This window comes from Gallibacterium anatis DSM 16844 = F 149, from assembly GCF_000379785.1.
GTDB lineage: Bacteria > Pseudomonadota > Gammaproteobacteria > Enterobacterales > Pasteurellaceae > Gallibacterium > Gallibacterium anatis.
This window is the reverse complement of sequence record NZ_KB903682.1, coordinates 68,847-90,781: the sequence shown is the minus strand read 5'-3', so window position 1 is coordinate 90,781 and position 21,935 is coordinate 68,847. Positions and strand designations below refer to the sequence as shown.

Genomic DNA, 21,935 nt, shown 5'->3' with positions numbered 1-21,935 from the left:
TTATCTGAAAGGAAAAGCAAGAGAAAAGCGACAAAGTAAAAAAAACAAACCCACTTTTATCAAATGATTTTGGAAAGATGGGTTTGTCAGCAGTCTGAGGGCATTTGATAAAATGCCCTTTTTTCACATTGGTGGAAATTATTTACCATCCCACGCTTTTAATGCGGCATCACGAATTTTTAACTGTTCAGATGCGGATTTTTTGAAGTAGTCAGGTGCTAAGCCACCTTCCCAGTCACCGTAATTCGGGTTCGGCAACACAATATACTGCTTACCGAATTTGCTTTCGTTTTCGGCAACAAATTGACGGCGTTCCGCATTCGGTTTGTGATAAGTGGCATCACCGTAGTCATTAAGATTGTCACCGACATACATAACGATTTCATAGCCCATTTTTTCGATTTCGGCAAAACGTGCTGATTTTGCAGATTTATCTTTTTTCAATAATAGGGTTTTATCATTGACACCGGTGAACCCGAGGCGTTTCATATCATCAATGGTAGCCACTTTTTCATTACTGTCTTTACGGTTTGAAACATAGAACATTGTACCGCCGTGGCTGTTCACATAATTAGCGAATTCTACTGCACCGGGAACGGCAGCACTTTGGCGAGCATTTACCCATTTTGTCCACACTTTACTGCTGTAAGGCTGTAAATTTTTTGCCTGCCAAGCGGCGTGAGCACTGTTATCGATTAATGTTTCATCCAAATCGGAAACCACCGCTTTTTTCTTACCTTTGTGTACTTTGGCTTTATCAAAGCTGATTTTTGCAATATTAAAGGCTTGGTATGCCAATGCTTGATATTCGCCGGATTGTTGTACCCAGTTAACTGCAAAAGTGGTTTGATCAACCAAACGTTGAGCCGCCTGTTGTTCCGTATTTTGTTGGGTGCTACAAGCAGATAAAGCCAATGCTGCAGAAATAGCCAAAATACTCAATTTTAATGTTCTCATTGTTCTCTCCTTGACGTTTTTTACGATAATGAGGTTTAGTATTTTACTCTAATCTTGTTTTATAATTAGCAAGGAATTTGTGACATAGCTCACAAAATCTATGATTAGTTGCTATTATTGCGACTTATTTGGTTATGATGAGTCGAATTATTTATCCATTTAATGAGGAAATTATGAAAAAAAGTACCTTAATTGTTATTTTAGTTGCGATTGTGCTTGGCTTTACCGTGATGGGAAGTTACAACGGATTAGTACAAGCGGAAGAGGATATTGATTCTGTTTGGGCGAATGTAGAATCACAATATCAACGTCGTGCCGATTTAATCCCGAATTTAGTGAATACGGTAAAAGGTCAGGCAAATTTTGAGAAAGAAACGCTAACCGGTGTGGTAGAAGCGCGTGCGAAAGCAACCCAGATAAAAATTGATCCTGCCAATATGACAGCAGAACAGTTAGCGCAATTCCAAGCGCAACAAAATCAAGTCGGTTCAGCGCTATCCCGTTTATTGGCAACAGTTGAAAATTATCCGCAATTAAAAGCCAATGAGGGCTTTTTAACATTGCAAACCCAATTGGAAGGCACTGAAAATCGGATTAATGTTGCGCGTAATAACTTCAATGAAGCGGCTAAAAGTTACAATAAAAAAATTCGTACATTCCCAACAAAATTGGTGGCGATGTTATTCGGTTTTAATGAAAAACCTTATTTCAAAGCAGATGCCGGTGCAGAAAAAGCACCTGTAGTCAATTTTAATTAATTAGGAACAGTGATGTCATTATTTAGCCAACCTATTCAAAAATCGGTGATCGAACAGGCGATCGCCGATTTGGAAAAGAAAACATCGGCAGAATTACGCGTTTATGTTGAACGAAAAAAAGCGGATGCTGGTCGGAGTGCATTGCAGCAGGCAACATTTCTATTTCATCAGTTGGAAATGGAAAAAACAGCATTACGCAACGGCGTGTTGATTTATCTTGCGTTGCAATCTAAGCAGTGTGCGATTGTGGGGGATCAGGGAATAGATCAATATGTTGAGGCGGATTTCTGGCAGCGTGCTTGTGATCTGATTGTCGAGCAGGCAAAACAGAAACAATATACCCAAGGCATTGTTAATGCGATAGCAATGATTGGTGAGCGCTTGGCGCAACATTTCCCTTATCAAGAAGATGATAAAAATGAATTACCGAATGAAGTGGTGATTAAATGAAAAAATATGCTTTTTGTCTGTTCTTTTGTCTATTTTTCATTAAATTTGCCTTTGCTGCGAGTTATCCGCCACCGCCGCAACCATTTCGATATCTGAATGATTACACCCATACTTTGACAGAAAAACAGCAGCAAACAATAGAACAGCAGTTGATTAGTTATAGTCAGAAAACCAGTTCGCAAATTGCGGTAGTGATGATTCCGTCAACCGGTGGTATTGAGATTGCTGATTATGCGTTTACGCTGGGTGATCGTTGGGGAATCGGGAGAAAACAGCTTAATAATGGCGTATTGATGCTGATTGCTAAAAATGACCGCAAAATTTTTATTGCGACTGGACAAGGTTTGGAAGGTGCGCTGCCGGATGCTTTCTTAGGCAAAGTGATCAGACAGGTGATCACACCGGCCTTCCGCGAAAATCGCTATGCTACCGGTATTACACAAGGGTTAAATTATATTATGGCGGCAAGTCAGGGCGAGTTTAAACCTGAACAACTGCAAGAGCCGGAACGCCACGATTATATTCCTTTGTTGATGGTGGCATTTTTCTTTTTAGTGGTCTTTTTAAGTGAACGTCATAAGCGCAAAACGTATGTCAGCCCTCGTTCCCGTCATTATCGACCGGGGAATATTTATATCGGCGGCGATCCGTTTGATCATCATAATGGCGGTGGTTTCGGCGGCGGAAGCAGCGGAGGCGGTTTCGGTGGCGGCAGCTTTGGCGGCGGTGGTGCCGGCGGCAGTTGGTAACCAATATGGGTGAGATTGGTTTATAGTGATGCTTATGTTACAATCCCGTCACTTTTTATCCCATTTTAATTGAGGTCAAATAATGGAAACTCTTGAAAGAATTAAACAACAAATTAGTGAAAATCCTATTCTTATCTATATGAAAGGTTCACCAAAATTTCCATCCTGCGGATTTTCTGCGAGAGCGGTTGAGGTGTTGATGAATTGCCAAGTGCCTTTCGGTTATGTTGATATTTTGCAACATCCTGATATTCGTGCTGAGCTACCAAAATATGCAAATTGGCCAACTTTCCCACAACTTTGGGTGGAAGGTGAATTAATCGGCGGTTGCGATATTATGTTGGAAATGTTCCAAAAAGGCGAATTACAATCGCTATTAAAGGAAACAGCGGCTAAACACGCTGAAAGTGAACAAGCTTAATTTTATTTTGCCCTCTAAATGATGAGGGCAATTTTTTATCTGCAAGGCATAAAAAATGGTTATGCTTGCTATTTTAAATTTAAATAGGGAAAACAATGCAAAAAAATTTGACTTTCTACTTTTTACGTCACGGACGTACAGAATGGAATGAAAAGGGGTTACTTCAAGGGCAGGGCGATTCGGCATTAACGGAAGCCGGTGTTGCCGGTGCATTGGCTGCCGGCAAGGCATTAGAACAGATACCTTTTGTGGCGGCTTATTCCAGCTGTTTACAACGAACTATTGACACTGCGCGTTACATCATAGGCGATCGGCAAATTCCACTGTTTCAACATCAAGGATTAAATGAGCAGTTTTTCGGAAAATGGGAAGGCATTCAAATTGATGAAATTCGTGCTTCGCAAGCATTCCAAAATTTAGTCAAATATCCGCAAGCATACGATCAAAATATTGAACAGTACAATCAAGGTGAGCCTTTTGCAAAATTGGCTGAACGATCATATAAAGCGATTCAGGATATTATTCAAGTGCATCAACAAGGTAATATTTTGATTGTTTCTCACGGACATACATTACGGTTATTGTTGTCGTTATTAGGTGGTCATCGTTGGCAGGATCACCGTAAGGAGGGTGTGAGTGTGAGTTTGGCAAATTGCAGTATCAGTATTTTTGATTATCAACAATCGGCAAAGCAACAATCGTTTCAATTAGTGCAAATGAACGGCACCGATCACTTACCGCAAGTGTAAACAGCAAAAATTGATCGCTGATTCTAAGTATAAAATTTCATCTACCGGCTATTTTTAATGCGGTAAAAATGATAAAAGCGATCAATTTGGAGAAAGTTGAGGAATTCCCATAATTAGCACTACGCAAACGTGTTCTTTTTTTGTAGAATATACGCCGTTTTGCGCCACAGAGAGTTTACAATGATCGATTATATTATTATTGGCATTATTTCTTTTTCGATAATTATTAGCTTATTTCGTGGATTTGTTCGAGAAGTTTTATCTTTAGCCAGTTGGTTGATAGCTTTTTTTATCTCCAGTCATTTTTATCCTTACTTAGCCGCGTTTTTCCAGCAAATAGAATCAGAATATCTACGCAATGGTACGGCAATTGTTATTCTTTTTATTGTTACCTTAATTGTTTGTAGTTTAATCAATTACATTATTTCAAAACTGGTTGAAAAGACAGGATTAAGTGGTACGGATCGCGTTCTGGGTGCGTGTTTCGGCTTATTACGAGGGGTATTGATTATTGCAGCAATGTTGTTCTTTTTGGATACCTTTACGAATTTCAGTCAGAGTGAATGGTGGAAAGCCTCAAAATTAATTCCACATTTCGGATTTGTGGTTGATTGGTTTTTCCACCAGTTACAGCTTCACTCAAGTTTCATTAAAATGTCACTCGTGACTGAAAGCCTACCGTTCACGGCGGTATAACGGTTTTACTTGGGAGAGGCTTTGCTTTTCCGAGTCAGAGCAGTTCATAGCACAATGTTTTATCGTTGTTCTGTGGATTGAAAAATAACTAACTTACTTCATCATAGAGGAAAAAATAATGTGCGGCATCGTGGGAATTCTTGGGCATTCAACCGTTAATCAATCAATTTATGATGCGTTAATCGTATTACAACATCGTGGTCAGGATGCAGCGGGAATTGTAACCGTAGATGAGGAAAATCGTTTTCGCTTGCGTAAAGCAAACGGCTTGGTCAGTGATGTAATTCAACAAAAACATATGTTGCGTTTGCAAGGCTGTGCCGGTTTGGGGCACGTTCGTTATCCGACCGCCGGCAGCTCCAGTGTTTCAGAAGCGCAACCTTTTTATGTTAATTCACCTTATGGATTGACCTTGGTGCATAACGGTAATTTAACCAATTCTGATGAATTGAAAGAAAAATTATTCCGTCTTGCTCGCCGACACGTTAATACCAATTCCGATTCAGAATTATTACTCAATATTTTGGCTTATCATCTTGAACAAATTAATAAACACGATTTGGATGAAGATGATATTTTCTATGCTATTCAGCGTACACACAAAGATATTCGTGGCGGTTATGCTTGCGTTGCGATGGTGATTGGTCACGGAATGATTGCTTTCCGCGATCCGTTCGGTATCCGTCCTTTGGTTTTAGGTAAACGCGAAGATCAAGGAAAAACAGAGTATATGTTTGCATCCGAAACCGTTGCATTGGATGCGGTCGGTTTTGAATTTGTGCGTGATGTGAATCCGGGTGAAGCCATTTATGTCACATTTGACGGCAAACTTTACTCTAAGCAGTGTTCAGACAATGCAAAATTATCACCTTGTATTTTTGAGTTTGTCTATTTTGCTCGTCCGGACTCTTATATCGATGGCGTTTCTGTTTATGCGGCACGTGTGCATATGGGTGAATATCTCGGACGTAAAATTGCGACCGAATGGAGTGATATTTTGGCGGATATCGATGTGATTATCCCTGTACCGGAAACGTCTAATGATATTGCATTGCGAATTGCTAATGTGTTGAATAAACCTTATCGTCAAGGTTTTGTGAAAAACCGCTATGTCGGTCGTACCTTTATTATGCCGGGACAAACACAGCGCCGTAATTCGGTACGACGCAAATTGAACACCATTTCTTCTGAATTTAAAGGGAAAAATGTGTTATTGGTGGACGATTCTATTGTGCGTGGCACCACTTCCGAACAAATTGTGGAAATGGCAAGAGCCGCAGGTGCGAAAAAAGTTTATTTTGCTTCGGCAGCACCGGAAATTCGTTATCCAAATGTTTACGGTATTGATATGCCGACTTCACACGAATTGATTGCTTACGGACGTACTGTTGATGAAATTGCAAAATTGATCGGTGTTGATAAATTGATTTATCAGGATCTCTCTGCATTAGAAGAATCAGTTCGTCAAGAAAATCCGGCGATTGAAAGTTTTGATGCTTCGGTGTTTACCGGTGAATATATCACTGGCGATATTACACAGGAATATTTAGATAAAATTGCACAAATGCGCAGTGATAGCAGCAAAAAACGTCAGGAAAGTGAAGCAAGCAATTTAGAAATTTATAATGAATAGGATTGCGGATTAAATCTCTGCAGTCTCATTTTGTCAAACTCCTCAGCAGTTTAGCTGCTAAGGAGTTTTTCTATCTATAATAGTTGATCTGTTTTTGAGAAAGGTTATACAAAAATGATAAAAAATATGAAGAAATTAGCTGTGACCGCTATGGCAGCTTTGATTTTGGTTGGTTGTTCATCTTCGCAGCATATCTCTTCCAGAGGCAATGATAGAACGTCTTATGAACAGCTAGGCGCAGTTTATAAAGGGCGGACTTTTATGCGGATGCCGTTAACGCCGGTTGGAATAGTGGAAAACCAAAGTGCAGTAGTGAATCAAGGTGATTTCTTAACGCAGTTAAGTATTATCTCCAGCACCTCGCCTCGTTTAAGTGCCAAATATCAATCTACTTACGATAAAGTCACAAACTGGGTGTTAGCCGGTGCGGATGTGTCGCAAATTAATCGCTTCGGGATTGGCATTCAAAAAATGGCGGGGCAGGACGGTTATCAAAACGTATTGATGACAGGCTATTACTCACCGGTGATTCACGCGCGTCGTGCGCCACAGGGTAAATATCAGCACCCGATTTATGCAATGCCGAAATACAAACGTTTCTCACGCGCGCAAATTTATGCCGGTGCGTTAAAAGGAAAAGGCTTAGAGTTGGCTTATAGCGATTCAATGTTAGATAACTTTTTGCTAGGTGTGCAAGGCAGCGGCTATATTGATTTCGGTGAGAATAATCTTAACTATTTTGCCTATGCCGGACAAAACGGTTTCCCTTATACCAGTGTCGGTCGGTTGTTAGTTGAAGATGGCGAAATCCCGAAAGAGAAAATGTCGGTACAGGCGATTAAAGATTGGGCAGCACGCAATCCGAGCCGTTTGCAAGGCTTATTGGAACGTAACCTTTCTTATGTTTTTTTCAAGAATGTTCCGAACGGCAAAGTGAAAGGTTCAGCCGGTATTCCGTTGGTACCGTTGGCGTCTGTAGCTTCAGATCGCAGTTTAATTCCTTCCGGCAGTGTGTTGTTAGTGGAAATGCCGGAAATTGATGATGAAGGAAACTGGCTTGGTAAGCATCAATTACGCTTAATGGTGGCACTGGATGTTGGTGGTGCGGTGAAAGGACAACATTTTGACCTTTATCAAGGTATAGGCGATAGAGCCGGACACATCGCCGGATTATTAAAACATTATGGACGAGTTTGGGTATTGAATTAATGGCAAGAGTAGATAATTTTGAACAGCGATTCGGCGGCATTGGCAGATTGTATGGCGAACAGGCGTTACAACGATTACGCCAGTCGCATATTTGTGTCATCGGAATCGGCGGCGTGGGTTCTTGGGCAGTGGAAGCATTAGCCCGTTCCGGAATCGGCAAATTAACACTGATTGATCTGGATGATATTTGTGTAACCAACATTAATCGTCAAATTCACGCCTTGACAGAAACGATCGGTCAGCTAAAAACGGAAGTGATGAAACAACGCGCCTTATCGATTAATCCGCAAATTGAGGTTGAGATTATTGATGATTTTCTGACAGAAGAGAATATCAGCCAATATTTGAATCGCAATTATGATTATGTGATTGATGCGATTGATAGCGTTAAGGTTAAAGTGGCACTGTTGGCATATTGCAAACGTCATAAAATTAAAGTGATCACCACCGGTGGTGCAGGCGGTCAGACCGATCCGAGTCAAATTCAGATCAAGGATTTAAGTCGGACTATTCAAGATCCGTTAGCCGCAAAAGTGCGCTATTTATTGCGAAAACAGTACGGTTTTACAGACAATCCGCAACGAAAATTTGGCATTGATTGTGTTTTTTCTACTCAACCACTTATTTTCCCACAAGTTGGTGCGGAGTGTAGTGCTTCTGCAACAATGAATTGCAGTAACGGCTTTGGTGCGGCAACAATGATTACTGCCACATTTGGTTTTTTTGCCGTTTCAAGAGTGATTGAGAAATTGCTGCAAAAGAAAAGCGATTAATTTGTTATAATCCCGACTAAAAATTTCCCCATTGAATAAATAAGTATAGAAATAAACGTAATGAATCAGCTATTTGCCACCACAGCGCGTGGTTTTGAAGAATTATTAAAAAATGAATTGGAACAGCTCGGTGCAACACAATGCAAAATTGCACAGGGCGGCGTACATTATCAGGCGGATGATGCAACGCTTTATCGCACATTATTGTGGAGTCGATTAAGTTCTCGAATTTTGTATCCATTATTTACTGCAAAAATTTATGATGATGCCGATTTATATGCCGCTGCCGTCAGTTTTGCGTGGCAGCAGCATTTTTCGGCTCAAGACAGTTTTGTGGTCGATTTTAACGGGACTAATCAGGCGATTCGACATACACAATATGGCGCGATGCGCGTCAAAGATGGCATTGTTGATTACTTTACCCGTCAAGGTGAGCCACGGCCGCAAGTGGATAAAGATTATCCGGATATTCGTATTCACGCCTATTTAAATCGTGAACAGTTGACCGTTTCGCTTGATTTAAGCGGTGAGGCGTTGCATTTTCGCGGTTATCGTAGTGATAGCGGTGCTGCGCCGTTACGGGAAACGTTAGCGGCGGCGATTGTTATTCGTTCCGGTTGGCAAATCGGCACGCCATTGCTTGATCCGATGTGCGGTTCAGGCACATTGTTAATTGAAGCTGCACAGATGGCAGCTCAAATTGCACCACAGCTCAATCGTTTACATTGGGGCTTTAATCATTGGAAAAAACATCAGGCACACGTATGGCAACGAGTAAAAGAACAGGCGTTAGCGCAAGCAGAGCAAGGGCGTTCGCAATGTAAACGGAGCTTTTTCGGGCGTGATTGTGATCAAAAAGTATTATTGAAAGCAAAGCAGAATGCAGAGAATGCCGGTGTGGCGGAATTTATTGATTTTCAAGTAGCGGATATTGCGGATTTAGTGGCACCGACCACAGAAGTCGGCACGGTTATTTGTAATCCGCCGTATGGTGAGCGTTTGGGGACAACGCCGACCCTAATTGCGCTCTATTCTCTGTTCGGACAGCGTTTAAAACAGCATTTTTCCGGTTGGAAAGCGTCTATTTTTAGTGGTGAAGTCAGTTTATTAGACTGTTTACGTTTGCGCTCATCGCGTCAGTTCAAAGCGAAAAACGGTCCATTGGATTGTGTGCAAAAAAATTATCTGATTTCTCATCTTGATCGTGATCACGAACAGCGTTCTACACTGGAAGTGAATCAAGCTGCAAATGTTGCGCCGGATTTCAGCAATCGTTTAAGCAAAAATATCAAGAAAATCGAAAAGTGGGCGCAGCAACAGGGTTTGGATGCTTATCGTCTATATGATGCCGATTTACCGGAATACAATTTAGCGGTAGATCGTTATGCGGATTATATTGTAATCCAAGAGTATGCAGCGCCGAAGAATATTGATCCGCAAAAAGCTCGCCAGCGGTTGTTGGATGCGGTAACGGCAACTTTGACTGTAACCGGTGTGGCAACCGACCATTTGGTGTTGAAAGTGCGTCAAAAGCAAAAAGGCAGCAATCAATATGAAAAATTAGCCAATAAAGGCGATTATTTCTTTGTGCAGGAATATGGTGCTAAATTGTGGGTGAATTTAACTGATTATCTGGATACAGGGCTGTTTTTAGATCATCGTTTAACACGCAAGATGGTTGGTGAAATGGCAAAAGGAAAAGATTTCTTGAATTTATTTGCTTATACCGGTTCTTGCTCGGTGCACGCTATTCTTGGTGGCGCGAAGTCCAGCACAACGGTTGATATGTCAAATACTTATCTGAATTGGGTAGAGCAAAATTTTATTTTGAATGAGATCAAAGGCCGACAGCACAAATTGATTCAGGCGGATTGTTTGCAATGGCTAGAAAAAGCGACAGGGCAGTATGATTTAATTTTTGTCGACCCGCCAACATTTTCCAATTCAAAACGAATGGAAAACAGTTGGGATGTGCAACGGGATCACCTAATGTTGTTGGCGAAATTGAGTAAATTATTGCGCAAACAGGGCACAATTATTTTTTCCAATAATAAACGTGGCTTTAAGATGGATTTTGACGGCTTGGCCGCTTTGGGATTAAAGGCAGAAAATATTTCAGAAAAAACGTTGCCGTTGGATTTCCAGCGTAATCCGCAAATTCATAATTGTTGGCGTATCACTTTTAATCAAGAGTAATTATGCAGATTTTTGATATCAATATTCCGAAAAAAACAAAAGATCACAAGGTCTTAGGTAATATGATTGCCGATAGTCGGGTATTGGCAATTACAGAGGTCGCCGCGCAGTATCAAGGCTTGGTAGTAGTGGTTACGGCGGATATGCGACAAGCTAATCATTTGGCACAAGCGTTGCAACAGTTTTCACTGACAGCACAGATTTTCTCGGATTGGGAAACCTTGCCGTATGATAATTTTTCGCCACATCAAGAGATTATCTCAACCAGATTAAGCACATTGTTTCAGTTGCAACAACAGCAACAGGGCGTGGTCATTTTGCCGATCAGCACCTTAATGCAACGTGTTTGTCCGCCGAGTTATTTGGCACAAAATGTATTTTTAATCAAAAAAGGGCAAACTTGCCGGCTGGAACAACTTAAATTGCAATTAATTAAAGCCGGTTATCGTGCTGTTGATCAGGTGTTTGAACACGGTGAATTTGCCTTGCGTGGTGCACTGCTTGATCTTTATCCGATGGGAAGTGCTTTACCTTATCGCTTGGATTTTTTTGATGACGAAATTGATAGTATTCGCACCTTTGATGTTGATACACAACGCACAATAGCCGAAATTCCGCAAATCGATCTGTTGCCGGCACACGAATTTCCTATTGATGAAAAAGGCATTGAGTTTTTCCGTAGCAATTTTCGCGAAAAATTTGGTGAAATTCGCCGCGATCCGGAACATATTTATCAACAAATCAGCAAAGGCACGTTATTTGCCGGTATTGAATATTGGCAGCCGCTCTTTTTTGAGCAGATGGCAACTTTCTTTGATTATATTCCAATCAATACACTGTTTATTACCGATGAAAAAATTCAACATAGCGGAGAAGTGTTCTTCAGTGATGCGCAATTACGCTATGAAAGCCAAAAAGTTGATCCGATGCGTCCGTTATTAGCGCCGAATGAATTATGGCTAAAAATGGAATATGTCAATCAATATTTAAAAGATTATCCACGTTTAACCTTGTCGGAGCAGTGTTTAGCCGAAAAAGCGAACAATCAAAATTTGGCAATTAAGGCATTGCCGGAATTAACTGTCCATTCCCAGCAAAAAGAACCGCTAAAACAGCTAAGACATTTCATTGAGCAATTTGAGCAACCGCTCATCTTTTCGGTAGAGAGTGAAGGACGGCGAGAAACGTTACTCTCTTTGTTAAAACCATTGAAGATCAAGCCGACTTCAATCACATCATTGGCACAACTGCCGCAGCAGCGTTTTAATTTAATGATTGGGGCAATGGATCGCGGTTTTATCGCGGAGCAGAAATTTGCCTTTATTTGTGAAACTGATCTTTTGGGTGAGAAAGTTCAGACGCGTCATCGACAACAACAAAAAAACGTTAATCCTGACGCTTTAATTCGTAATTTGGCAGAATTAAAAATTGGACAGCCGGTGGTACATTTGGAGCACGGTGTCGGGCGTTATGACGGTTTAACAACATTGGATGCTGGCGGAATGGTGGCGGAATATCTGGTATTGCGTTATGCCGACGAAGCAAAATTATATGTGCCGGTTTCTTCGTTGCATTTAATCAGTCGATATGTTGGCGGTGGAGAAGAAAATGCGCCGTTACATAAATTAGGCAGTGATGCTTGGGCAAGATCACGGCAAAAAGCGGCAGAAAAAGTGCGCGATGTGGCGGCAGAGCTGTTAGATGTATATGCAAAACGTGAATCTCGACCGGGATTTGCTTTCAAATATGATCGTGAAGAGTTTCAACAATTTGCCGATACCTTTCCTTTTGAGGAAACCTATGATCAGCAGATGGCAATTAATGCAGTGATTGGCGATATGTGTCAGGCGAAGCCGATGGATCGCTTGGTTTGTGGCGATGTGGGGTTCGGAAAAACGGAAGTGGCAATGCGTGCCGCTTTTTTAGCGGTGATGAATCATAAGCAGGTAGCGGTGCTGGTGCCGACCACTTTATTAGCGCAACAACATTATGATAATTTCCGTGATCGTTTTGCCAATTTGCCGGTGAATGTGGAAGTATTGTCACGTTTTAAAACATCAAAAGAGCAGAAAAATGTATTAACCCTTGTTAAAGAAGGGAAAATTGATATTTTAATCGGTACGCATAAATTGTTACAGGGTGATGTCGATTTTCACGATCTTGGGTTGCTGATTATTGATGAAGAGCATCGTTTTGGCGTTAGACAAAAAGAGAAAATTAAACAGCTACGCACTAATATTGATATTTTGACGTTAACGGCAACACCGATTCCGCGTACGCTAAATATGGCGATGAACGGTATTCGTGATTTATCGATTATTTCAACACCGCCGGCACGCCGTTTGGTGATTAAAACCTTTGTGCGGGAACAGGATAAGCGCGTGGTGCGTGAAGCAATTTTGCGTGAAATTTTACGTGGTGGGCAGGTTTATTATCTGCATAATGATGTCGCTACCATTCAAAATTGTGCGGAAAAATTGGCAGAACTGGTTCCTGAAGCGAGAATTGGTATTGGGCACGGTCAAATGAGAGAGCGTGAGTTGGAGCGTGTGATGACCGATTTTTATCATCAACGTTTTAATGTTTTGGTTTGTACCACCATTATTGAAACCGGTATCGATATTCCGAGTGCCAATACCATCATTATTGAACGAGCTGACCATTTTGGCTTGGCGCAACTGCATCAATTGCGTGGTCGTGTCGGGCGCTCACATCATCAAGCTTATGCTTACTTGTTAGCGCCACCGGCAAAATTGATGACGAAAGATGCACAAAAACGGTTGGAAGCTTTGAGCAGCTTGGATAATTTAGGTGCCGGTTTTGTACTGGCAACGCACGATTTAGAAATTCGTGGTGCCGGGGAATTATTAGGCGATGAACAGAGCGGGCAGATTGAAACTATCGGTTTTTCACTGTATATGGAGATGTTGGAAAATGCGATGCAAGCGCTAAAACAGGGCAAAGAGCCGTCATTGGATGAATTAACGCAGGCTCAGGTTGAGATTGATTTACGCATTCCGGCATTATTGCCTGAAGATTATCTCGGCGATGTCAATTTGCGTTTATCTTTCTACAAACGGATTGCCGGTGCAAAAACGGAAGAAGAGCTTGCCGAGCTTAAAGTGGAATTGATAGATCGTTTCGGTTTGTTGCCGAATGCAAGCAAAAATTTATTTGAAATCGCATCATTGCGTTTGCAGGCAAAACCGTTGGGAATTCAAAAAATTGAAACAATGGCAACGGGCGGCTTTATTGAGTTCAGTGCCAATACACAACTTGATCCAATGGTTTTTTTGAAACTTATTCAACAAGCACCGAAAGTTTATCGTTTTGATGGCCCACAAAAATTTAGATTTGTGAAAAATTTTGAGGATAATCAACAACGCTTAGATTTTGTGGCGGAGCTGATTGCAAAAATTTCAGCCCAAAATAAGGAAATTATTTAAAAATTTCAAACGGGAACAGTGGGTTTCCGTGTTAAAATAGAACATATTTTTAGTCATTGGATTTAAAAGCAAAAAGGAAAAGAGAATGATTGATCCGAATTTATTGCGTAACGATTTGTCAGCGACTGCTGAAAAATTATTAACAAAACGAAATTTTGTTTTAGATGTTCAAAAAATTGAGCAGTTAGAAGAACAGCGCAAACAATTACAAGTGAAAACTGAAACATTACAGGCTGAACGTAACTCTCGCTCTAAAGCAGTCGGTGCGGCTAAAGCTAGAGGTGAAGATATTCAACCTTTATTAGCCGAAATGGATAATATGGGCACTGAGTTGGATCAGGCTAAAACTGCGTTGGATCAGGTGTTGGAAGAGTTGCGTCAAATTGCATTGTCGATTCCAAATATTCCGGCGGACGAAGTGCCGTTAGGCAAAGATGACAGTGAAAATTTAGAGGTTTCTCGTTGGGGAGAACCTAAGCAGTATGATTTTCCAATTCGTGATCACGTAGATTTAGGTGAATTAAGTGGCGGTATCGATTTTCCGACAGCAGTGAAATTGACCGGTGCAAGATTTGCGGTGTTAAAAGGTAAAATTGCACGTTTACATCGCGCCTTAGCACAGTTTATGTTGGATTTGCATACTGAACAGCACGGTTATTTGGAAATGTATGTGCCTTATTTAGTGAATCACGAAACGCTTTACGGCACAGGGCAATTGCCTAAATTCGGTGAAGATTTGTTCCATACCAAACCGTTGGAAGGTGAACAGCCTTATGCATTGATTCCGACCGCTGAAGTACCGGTGACCAATACGGTTCGTGGAGAAATTCTGGATGCGGAAGATTTACCGCTTAAAATGACAGCGCATACGCCTTGTTTCCGTTCCGAAGCAGGTTCTTACGGACGTGATACGCGTGGTTTAATCCGTATGCACCAATTCGATAAAGTGGAATTAGTTCAGATTGTCGAGCCTGAAAAATCAATGGATGCGTTGGAAGAATTGACCGGACACGCTGAAAAAGTGTTGCAGTTATTAGGATTACCTTATCGTAAAGTATTGCTTTGTACCGGCGATATGGGGTTCGGTTCTTGCAAAACATATGATTTGGAAGTTTGGGTACCGGCACAAAATACTTATCGTGAAATTTCATCCTGTTCAAATATGTGGGATTTCCAAGCACGCCGTATGTCTGCACGCTATCGTGTGAAAGGTGAGAAAAAACCTCGTTTAGTCCATACCTTGAACGGTTCAGGTTTGGCGGTCGGTCGTACATTAGTTGCCGTGTTGGAAAATTATCAGCAAGCGGATGGCTCTATTATCGTGCCTGAAGTGTTACGCCCTTATATGAATGGCTTGGAAGTGATTCGTTAAGGAATATTTTGGCTGTTTATGATTGATTTCCGTCCTTTTTACCAGCAGATAGCGACAGGCGAGCTGTCTGCCTGGTTGGAAACTTTGCCTGCGCAATTAAAACAGTGGCAATCGAATGCTCACGGTGAGTATGCGAAATGGGCTAAAGTGATTGACTTTTTGCCAGAGCGACAAGCCGCACGGATTGATCTGCAACATCGTGTGTCTGCGGAATTGGATACACCATTATCCGAAGGCGAACGGCAACGAATGATTTATCATTTAAAACAGTTAATGCCGTGGCGAAAAGGCCCTTTTCACCTTTATGGCGTACATATTGATTGTGAATGGCGTTCCGATTTTAAATGGGATCGTCTTTTGCCGCATATTTCACCGCTGAAAGACCGTCTGGTTTTGGATGTTGGTTGTGGCAGTGGTTATCATATATGGCGAATGGTCGGTGAGGGCGCGAGTCTGGTGGTCGGTATTGATCCGACAGAACTGTTTTTATGTCAGTTTGAAGCGGTCAGAAAGCTGCTGAATAATGATCGCCGTGCACATTTGATTCCATTAGGCATTGAGCAGATGCAAGCGCTAAATGCATTTGATACTGTATTTTCAATGGGTGTACTTTATCATCGCAAATCACCGCTGGATCATCTTTCTCAGTTAAAGGCGCAACTGAAGAAAGGGGGCGAATTGGTATTGGAAACTTTGGTGATTGACGGTGATCAAAATAGCGTTCTGGTGCCGGGTGAGCGTTATGCCAAAATGAAAAATGTCTATTTCATTCCATCGGTAGAGGCGCTGTTAAATTGGTTGAATAAAACCGGTTTTAAAAATGCACGCTGCGTTGATGTGGCGGTCACCTCATTACAGGAGCAGCGCAAGACGGAATGGTTAGAAAATGAAAGTTTGATTGATTTTCTCGATGCGTCCGATCATAGCAAAACGATTGAAGGTTATCCGGCGCCGAAGCGGGCAGTGATTATTGCCGAAAAATAATACAACATATTGAAAAAGATGGGATTTTCCCATCTTTTTTAGTCATTCAAAGAAGTTTTCTGTTTTCCATTATCATCAAAATTTTCTTTGGCTAGCCAACGCTCAAATTTCGGCTTCATCTGTAACCACTCCTGAGGCAGCATTGAAAACCAAGCCGTATCTCTATTTCTTCCTTTATAAACAACAGCATTACGAAAGATTCCTTCAAATTTGAAACCAAGGCGTGTTGCCGCATTTCTTGAAGGTTGATTTAAACTATCGCATTTCCATTCATAACGGCGATATTGTAGTGTTTCAAATACATACTTCATCAGTAAAAATTGAGCTTCTGTTGCAACGCGGGAATGTTTTAATTGTGGTGAATAAATGACCCAACCAACTTCAATTACCCGATTTTGTGTATCAATTCGCATCAAAGAGAATGTACCGACTGCTTTTTGCGTTTCTTTATCAATGATGGCTAAATAATAGGGATCTTCAGATTGCTGATTTTGCTGTAAAAATTGTCGAACACTCTCTTTATCCGGCAAAGCATTCATTGGCAAGTAAGTCCATTGTGAAGGTAAACTTTCAGGACCATAAAAAGGGTAAATATCATCTAAATGACGTTCTGTGCAAAGACGTTCCAAGCGGCAATAACGACCTTCTAGGTTATTAATATTTGGTTTTTCTCCGGCAGTAAAATTTTCGATCGCTTCACCGATAGCTTGATTAAAGATGTTGATAGGCATAAGTTGCTCCTTATCATCAAAAAACGGTGTGACGGAATGAGGCGACACACCGTTTATGTGGTTAATGTCTTGCACCAAAAGGTGGTTTCGCTAACCAAATAATGACAAAAAGCAACATAAATGCAATAGCTGAAATATAGAAGATTTCATTTGCACCAATAATTAGCCCTTGGTGTGTGATTTGATTAGCAAGAGAGGAGGCAGTTTGCGTTTCATTCAGCCCTTTTTCTGCCATTGCTTGGAAATATTGCTGTGATGCCGGATTATAGGGGGTAATATTTTCTACCATTTCACCGTGATGTAGGGCTTCACGGTTATACCACATAAATGTGGTTAAGGATGTTCCGACAGAACCGGCTAAGGTTCGCAAAAAGTTGAATAAACTTGAAGCAGAAGCCGTTTCTTCCGGTTTTAATCCTGAAAGGGTAATAGTGGTTAAAGGCATAAAGAAACAGGCTACAGCAATCCCTTGGATAAATTGCGGCAGTGCTACGGCAGCAAAATCCATTTCCGGCTCAAAAGTGACTGCGCGCCAGTGGAATGTCAATGCATACACGAAGAAACTGACGGTTACTAATAAACGCATATCCACTTTATGCCCGAAACGTCCGATAATCGGGGAGAGCAGCAGCGGAAACAAACCAATCGGTGCGGTCGCAAGCCCTGCCCAGGTTGCGGTATAGCCATATACTTGTTGTAACAATAATGGAATTAAGACAACAGAACCTAAATAAATGAGGAAGGCCAGAGAGGTACAGAGGCAACCAACGGTAAAATTGCGTTTCTGGAACAGCGCAATATCGACAATAGGATGTTTTTCACCTAATTCCCAAATAATTAAGGCGATTAATCCAACTACGGCAACAATAGCTAATACAACAATTTCTGTTGAATTGAACCAATCTTCTTCGCGACCACGATCCAACATTAATTGTAATGCACCGACACCGAGAATAAGCAGAATTAAGCCGATACTGTCAATTGGCTGCTGATAAGTTTTGGTTTCACGATCGCCTAATGTGATTTGCGTGAACAGAATCACCAAAATGCCAACCGGAATATTGATAAAAAAGATCCAACCCCAATGGAAATCATCACTTAACCAACCGCCAAGAATCGGTCCACAAATTGGCGCAACCACCACCGTCATCGACCAGAAGGCCAATGCCATAGCACGACGTTGTGGCGGATAATTATTCAACAATAAGCTTTGTGAGAGCGGTACAATCGGACCGGCAGCCAAACCTTGAATGATACGGCAAGCGATCAACATATTCAGTGAATGTGAAATACCGCATAACCAAGAGGCAATAACGAAGATCAGTACGGAAACTAAAAACAGTTTGACCTCACCGAAACGACGGGCTAGCCAACCGGTGATAGGAATTGCGATTGCGTTGGCAACACCGAAAGAGGTAATGACCCACGTACCTTGTGTACTTGAGGCGCCCAGATCGCCGGCGATAGTCGGAATAGCAACATTAGCGATAGTTGAATCAAGGACTTGCATAAAAGTGGCTAATGCAAGTCCTAAGGTCATCATAACTAACGCACCGCCTTTAATTGGTGTTTTATTCATTATGACACTCCCAATTAATGACTATTTTGTTGGATAATTTCCATAATCTCTTGATTAATCGGCGCTAAATCATAATGCACAGTATCAGTTTGATAAAGCGGTTGATTACGCACTTCGGTCGGTAATACCTCGCCGTCCTGATTTGAAGTATTCACTTCTGCTGTGGCGGAAAGCCCTATGCGTAATGGATATTTTTGGATTTGTTCCGGATCAAGCGCAATTCTGACCGGTAGGCGTTGTACCACTTTAATCCAGTTTCCGGTGGCATTCTGTGCCGGCAACAGTGAAAAAGCACTGCCTGTTCCGGCATCAATCCCGGTAACTGTGCCATCAAATTCAATGTCATCACCGTATAAATCAAAGACGATACTCACCGGCTGACCTATACGGATATTTTTTAATTGGGTTTCTTTAAAGTTGGCATCCAACCAAATCTGATTAAGCGGCACTACGGCAAGCAATGGCGAACCTGCTTTGATGCTTTCACCCACCTGCACACTGCGTTTAGCAATATAGCCGGTAGCCGGGCTGATCACTTTAGTGCGTTGTAAATTCAACCACGCTTGACGAACATTGTCAGCTGCTTGAATTACAGCAGGTTGTTCGGCAATAGGTGTATTTAACAATAAGGCTTTGGTCGCGTTTAATTGTTCCTGTGTCGCATTCAAATCACTTTTTGCCATTGTGACTGCATCAAGCGCGTGTTGGTAATCTTCTTTAGATACCGCACCGGTTTTATTCAAGCCTTGACGGCGAGAAAGATCCTGTTCGGCTTGTTTTAATGCAATTTGTTTCGCGGCAAGCAGAGAAGTTAATTGTTTCTCAGTAAAAGTGAGTTGAGTGGTTTTACGAACAGTATCAGCCAAAGTATGTTTAGCTTGAGAAAGTGCTAATTTAGCATCACTGTTATCCAGCTCCACTAAAACATCACCTTTCTTCACTAAATCAGTGCTTTCAAAGTTCACTTTGGCAACGCTGCCGGAAACTTGTGATGAAACTTGAATAACGTTACCTGCCACATAGGCATCATCAGTTTCAGTAAAATCTTTAACAAAAAATAACCAGTAAAGAAAACTGGCTACGGAAATAATAAGTAATAAAATAAAGAAGGAAACTAGACGTTTCCTTCTAATGTTATTACGAACAGCATTCTTTTTTTCTTGTCCGGACATCTCTGACATATAAAAACCTTAAAGTAAAAACTACGTTCTGTGAGGGCGATACTCATCTAGACGTTTCGATAGTTTAAGCAATAATTTACGTAGAGTCTGGATCTCTTTATCAGTAAGTACACTGAAGATAGAGCCCATTAATTCCCATTGGTGAGGTAAAATATCTTGTAAGAATTTCAAGCCTTTCTCGTTAATGCGCAAACTGAAACAGCGCCTATCTTCCGGCACGCTAATACGATCAATTAACCCTTTATCGACAAGCTCATCGGAAATGCGGGTCGCATTAGTGCGTGATGAACCCAAGATTTCACTAAGGTGTGAAGGTTGAATTTCGTGGTTAGGTTGCAAATAAGTTACGATCAATGCTTCAAAAAGCGTATGATTTAGTCCCACCTCTTTAAGGAAATGGTTGCGATGTTCAAGATAATTACTATTCACATTGAATAATAAACGTACAAGAACGACTTGTTCTAATGGCATATTAGGAAAATCTTCTGCGTACATTTTTAATACACTATCAGTATCAGATAACAATTTATTCATTATAAGTTACCTCGGGCAATAATATAGAGTAAAACAATAAACCTTGCAATAATAACTTGTCAAACTATATTTTGATCAAGTTTACTTTACTTACGGCTGCCAAATAATTTGCAATCAATGATAATAAATCATATAAAACAATAGAAACACCTCGAAATAGGTATTTATAACAGAGCTGGCAAAATGTTATGGCAAAACATACAGCTATTTGTATTTTTGTAACACCTGTTTCACGTCTGTTAAAATTTGTTTGCGCGATTTATCATCAATAATATGAATGTCGCCGAAAAAATGAGAATGAATATCCGTAATACCACAATAATTGAAAAGACCGTTCACCAGTGTGTGATCAAATGCCTGCATAAATCCCTTTTGCTGATATTCGTATATGTTATTCCCAAATGTTACAAATTGTAACATTTTTTTATCATTTAATAACCCTTCACTGCCGTTGTCATCTGTTTTATATGCAAATCCGTGACTAAAAACACGATCAAGATACCCTTTTAACATAGCCGGGAAGCCCATCCACCAAAGTGGATAAATGAGGGTAATAAGATCCGCTTCATCAATAAATTGTTGTTCCAATTTTATATCAACAGGAATATTTCCTTTATTAATCTGTTCAAACTCGTTCCATGTTAGAATAGGATTAAATTTAAGTTGATAGAGATCGCGAACAACAACATCCATTCCCATTTCTTTGGAAGTTTGGATCACTTCCTCTAAAATAGCGTGATTGAAGCTGTTTTCGTTAGGATGTGTATAGATGATTAAGTGTTTCATCACTTTTATTTCAGTGTGTAAGGTTATTAATAAGCGCGAGTAATATTATTGTAATAATCGTATTTATGCAATATGTATGCTACATAAATTGGAAAATTTTCTAGGAAGATTTTTTAATTTTTGTAAATTGAGTATATTATCACCACAAAAGTATCTACTAGGGAGTTATAGTCGAATGAAAAAACACCACTTAGAAACATTAATTACAAAGCAAAATGTGACATCAAGAATAGAAGAACTCGGCAAAGAAATAAGCCGTTATTATCAGCATAATAGGAGTCAAGGCATTTATGTAGTAGGTTTGTTACGGGGTTCATTTATGTTTATGGCGGACCTTGTTCGCACAATTGATGTACCGTTAGAAGTGGATTTTATGGTCGCATCCAGTTATGGCAGTGGTATGACCACTAATCACGATGTCAAAATCGTGAAAGATTTGGAAGGGGAAATTAGAGGAAAAGATGTTTTGATTGTCGAAGATATCATTGATACCGGTTATACCTTAGATAAAGTAAGACAGATTTTATCCTTAAGAGAACCTAAATCATTGCATATTTGCACCTTGTTGGATAAACCGTCACGCCGTGAAGTGGAAGTGCCTGTCGATTGGATTGGCTTTAGTATTCCTGATGAATTTGTTGTTGGTTATGGTATTGATTATGCTCAACAATATCGTCAGTTGGGCTATATTGCTAAAGTGGTCTTGGAAGAGTAACAAAGAGATAGCATTT

The 21,935-nt window shown here is 40.7% G+C and carries 20 protein-coding genes; 14 read left to right on the top strand and 6 right to left on the bottom strand.

What is annotated here, in order from left to right; genetic code table 11:
• Positions 1-138: 138 nt before the first annotated feature.
• Positions 139-957: a 5'-nucleotidase, lipoprotein e(P4) family gene (locus A3EO_RS0103825; RefSeq protein WP_013744920.1), complete on the bottom strand. Its 819-nt coding sequence runs from the start codon at positions 955-957 to the stop codon at positions 139-141.
• Positions 958-1,130: 173 nt separating this feature from the next.
• On the opposite strand from A3EO_RS0103825, the gene A3EO_RS0103820 reads away from it, so the two are divergent.
• The 13 genes from A3EO_RS0103820 (at position 1,131) to cmoB (ending at position 16,393) form a co-directional block, all read left to right on the top strand.
• Positions 1,131-1,715 (top strand): LemA family protein, encoded by a 585-nt coding sequence (locus tag A3EO_RS0103820; RefSeq protein ID WP_013744919.1) that lies wholly within the window; start codon positions 1,131-1,133, stop codon positions 1,713-1,715.
• Positions 1,716-1,727: 12 nt separating this feature from the next.
• Positions 1,728-2,165, top strand: coding sequence for a TPM domain-containing protein (locus A3EO_RS0103815; protein WP_018346083.1), 438 nt, complete (start codon positions 1,728-1,730; stop codon positions 2,163-2,165).
• Complete coding sequence (locus tag A3EO_RS0103810) at positions 2,162-2,914, top strand: TPM domain-containing protein (protein WP_018346082.1); 753 nt, start codon at positions 2,162-2,164, stop codon at positions 2,912-2,914. The genes A3EO_RS0103815 and A3EO_RS0103810 overlap by 4 nt, the downstream gene beginning before the upstream one ends.
• Positions 2,915-2,996: 82 nt before the next feature.
• On the top strand, positions 2,997-3,335 hold the full coding sequence (gene grxD, locus A3EO_RS0103805; RefSeq protein ID WP_018346081.1) for a Grx4 family monothiol glutaredoxin: 339 nt from the start codon (positions 2,997-2,999) through the stop codon (positions 3,333-3,335).
• Between the two features lie 95 nt (positions 3,336-3,430).
• Complete coding sequence (locus A3EO_RS0103800) at positions 3,431-4,084, top strand: histidine phosphatase family protein (RefSeq protein WP_018346080.1); 654 nt, start codon at positions 3,431-3,433, stop codon at positions 4,082-4,084.
• Positions 4,085-4,264: 180 nt separating this feature from the next.
• Positions 4,265-4,780 (top strand): CvpA family protein, encoded by a 516-nt coding sequence (locus tag A3EO_RS0103795; RefSeq protein WP_013744914.1) that lies wholly within the window; start codon positions 4,265-4,267, stop codon positions 4,778-4,780.
• Between the two features lie 118 nt (positions 4,781-4,898).
• The gene (gene purF / locus A3EO_RS0103790; protein WP_018346079.1) at positions 4,899-6,413 is read left to right on the top strand and encodes an amidophosphoribosyltransferase; all 1,515 of its coding nucleotides are present in this window, start codon (positions 4,899-4,901) and stop codon (positions 6,411-6,413) included.
• A gap of 114 nt (positions 6,414-6,527) precedes the next feature.
• Positions 6,528-7,622, top strand: coding sequence for a murein transglycosylase A (mltA, locus tag A3EO_RS0103785; RefSeq protein WP_018346078.1), 1,095 nt, complete (start codon positions 6,528-6,530; stop codon positions 7,620-7,622).
• Positions 7,622-8,395 carry a tRNA cyclic N6-threonylcarbamoyladenosine(37) synthase TcdA gene (gene tcdA / locus A3EO_RS0103780; RefSeq protein WP_026210989.1) on the top strand — a complete coding sequence of 258 codons (774 nt, stop codon included), beginning with the start codon at positions 7,622-7,624 and terminating at the stop codon, positions 8,393-8,395. The genes mltA and tcdA overlap by 1 nt, the downstream gene beginning before the upstream one ends.
• A gap of 60 nt (positions 8,396-8,455) precedes the next feature.
• Entirely contained in the window at positions 8,456-10,591 is a 2,136-nt protein-coding gene (rlmKL, locus tag A3EO_RS0103775) for a bifunctional 23S rRNA (guanine(2069)-N(7))-methyltransferase RlmK/23S rRNA (guanine(2445)-N(2))-methyltransferase RlmL (RefSeq protein WP_018346076.1), read from the top strand.
• A gap of 2 nt (positions 10,592-10,593) precedes the next feature.
• Positions 10,594-14,037: a transcription-repair coupling factor gene (mfd, locus tag A3EO_RS0103770; RefSeq protein WP_018346075.1), complete on the top strand. Its 3,444-nt coding sequence runs from the start codon at positions 10,594-10,596 to the stop codon at positions 14,035-14,037.
• Positions 14,038-14,122: 85 nt separating this feature from the next.
• Complete coding sequence (serS, locus tag A3EO_RS0103765) at positions 14,123-15,409, top strand: serine--tRNA ligase (RefSeq protein WP_018346074.1); 1,287 nt, start codon at positions 14,123-14,125, stop codon at positions 15,407-15,409.
• Positions 15,410-15,427: 18 nt separating this feature from the next.
• Entirely contained in the window at positions 15,428-16,393 is a 966-nt protein-coding gene (gene cmoB / locus A3EO_RS0103760) for a tRNA 5-methoxyuridine(34)/uridine 5-oxyacetic acid(34) synthase CmoB (protein WP_018346073.1), read from the top strand.
• Positions 16,394-16,431: 38 nt separating this feature from the next.
• Here the strand turns inward: cmoB and A3EO_RS0103755 are convergent, their stop codons facing one another.
• The 5 genes from A3EO_RS0103755 to A3EO_RS0103735 all read right to left on the bottom strand — a co-directional run bounded on the left by A3EO_RS0103755 (position 16,432) and on the right by A3EO_RS0103735 (position 21,204).
• On the bottom strand, positions 16,432-17,124 hold the full coding sequence (locus A3EO_RS0103755; protein ID WP_018346072.1) for a GNAT family N-acetyltransferase: 693 nt from the start codon (positions 17,122-17,124) through the stop codon (positions 16,432-16,434).
• 61 nt (positions 17,125-17,185) lie between these two features.
• Complete coding sequence (locus A3EO_RS0103750) at positions 17,186-18,703, bottom strand: DHA2 family efflux MFS transporter permease subunit (RefSeq protein WP_018346071.1); 1,518 nt, start codon at positions 18,701-18,703, stop codon at positions 17,186-17,188.
• 14 nt (positions 18,704-18,717) lie between these two features.
• Positions 18,718-19,884: an EmrA/EmrK family multidrug efflux transporter periplasmic adaptor subunit gene (locus A3EO_RS0103745; RefSeq protein WP_018346070.1), complete on the bottom strand. Its 1,167-nt coding sequence runs from the start codon at positions 19,882-19,884 to the stop codon at positions 18,718-18,720.
• Positions 19,885-19,905: 21 nt separating this feature from the next.
• Entirely contained in the window at positions 19,906-20,418 is a 513-nt protein-coding gene (locus A3EO_RS0103740) for a MarR family transcriptional regulator (protein WP_018346069.1), read from the bottom strand.
• 204 nt (positions 20,419-20,622) lie between these two features.
• Complete coding sequence (locus A3EO_RS0103735) at positions 20,623-21,204, bottom strand: NAD(P)H-dependent oxidoreductase (RefSeq protein ID WP_018346068.1); 582 nt, start codon at positions 21,202-21,204, stop codon at positions 20,623-20,625.
• Between the two features lie 175 nt (positions 21,205-21,379).
• Here A3EO_RS0103735 and hpt point away from each other — a divergent pair, with 175 nt between their 5' ends.
• The gene (gene hpt / locus A3EO_RS0103730; protein ID WP_018346067.1) at positions 21,380-21,919 is read left to right on the top strand and encodes a hypoxanthine phosphoribosyltransferase; all 540 of its coding nucleotides are present in this window, start codon (positions 21,380-21,382) and stop codon (positions 21,917-21,919) included.
• The last annotated feature ends 16 nt before the right edge of the window (positions 21,920-21,935 follow it).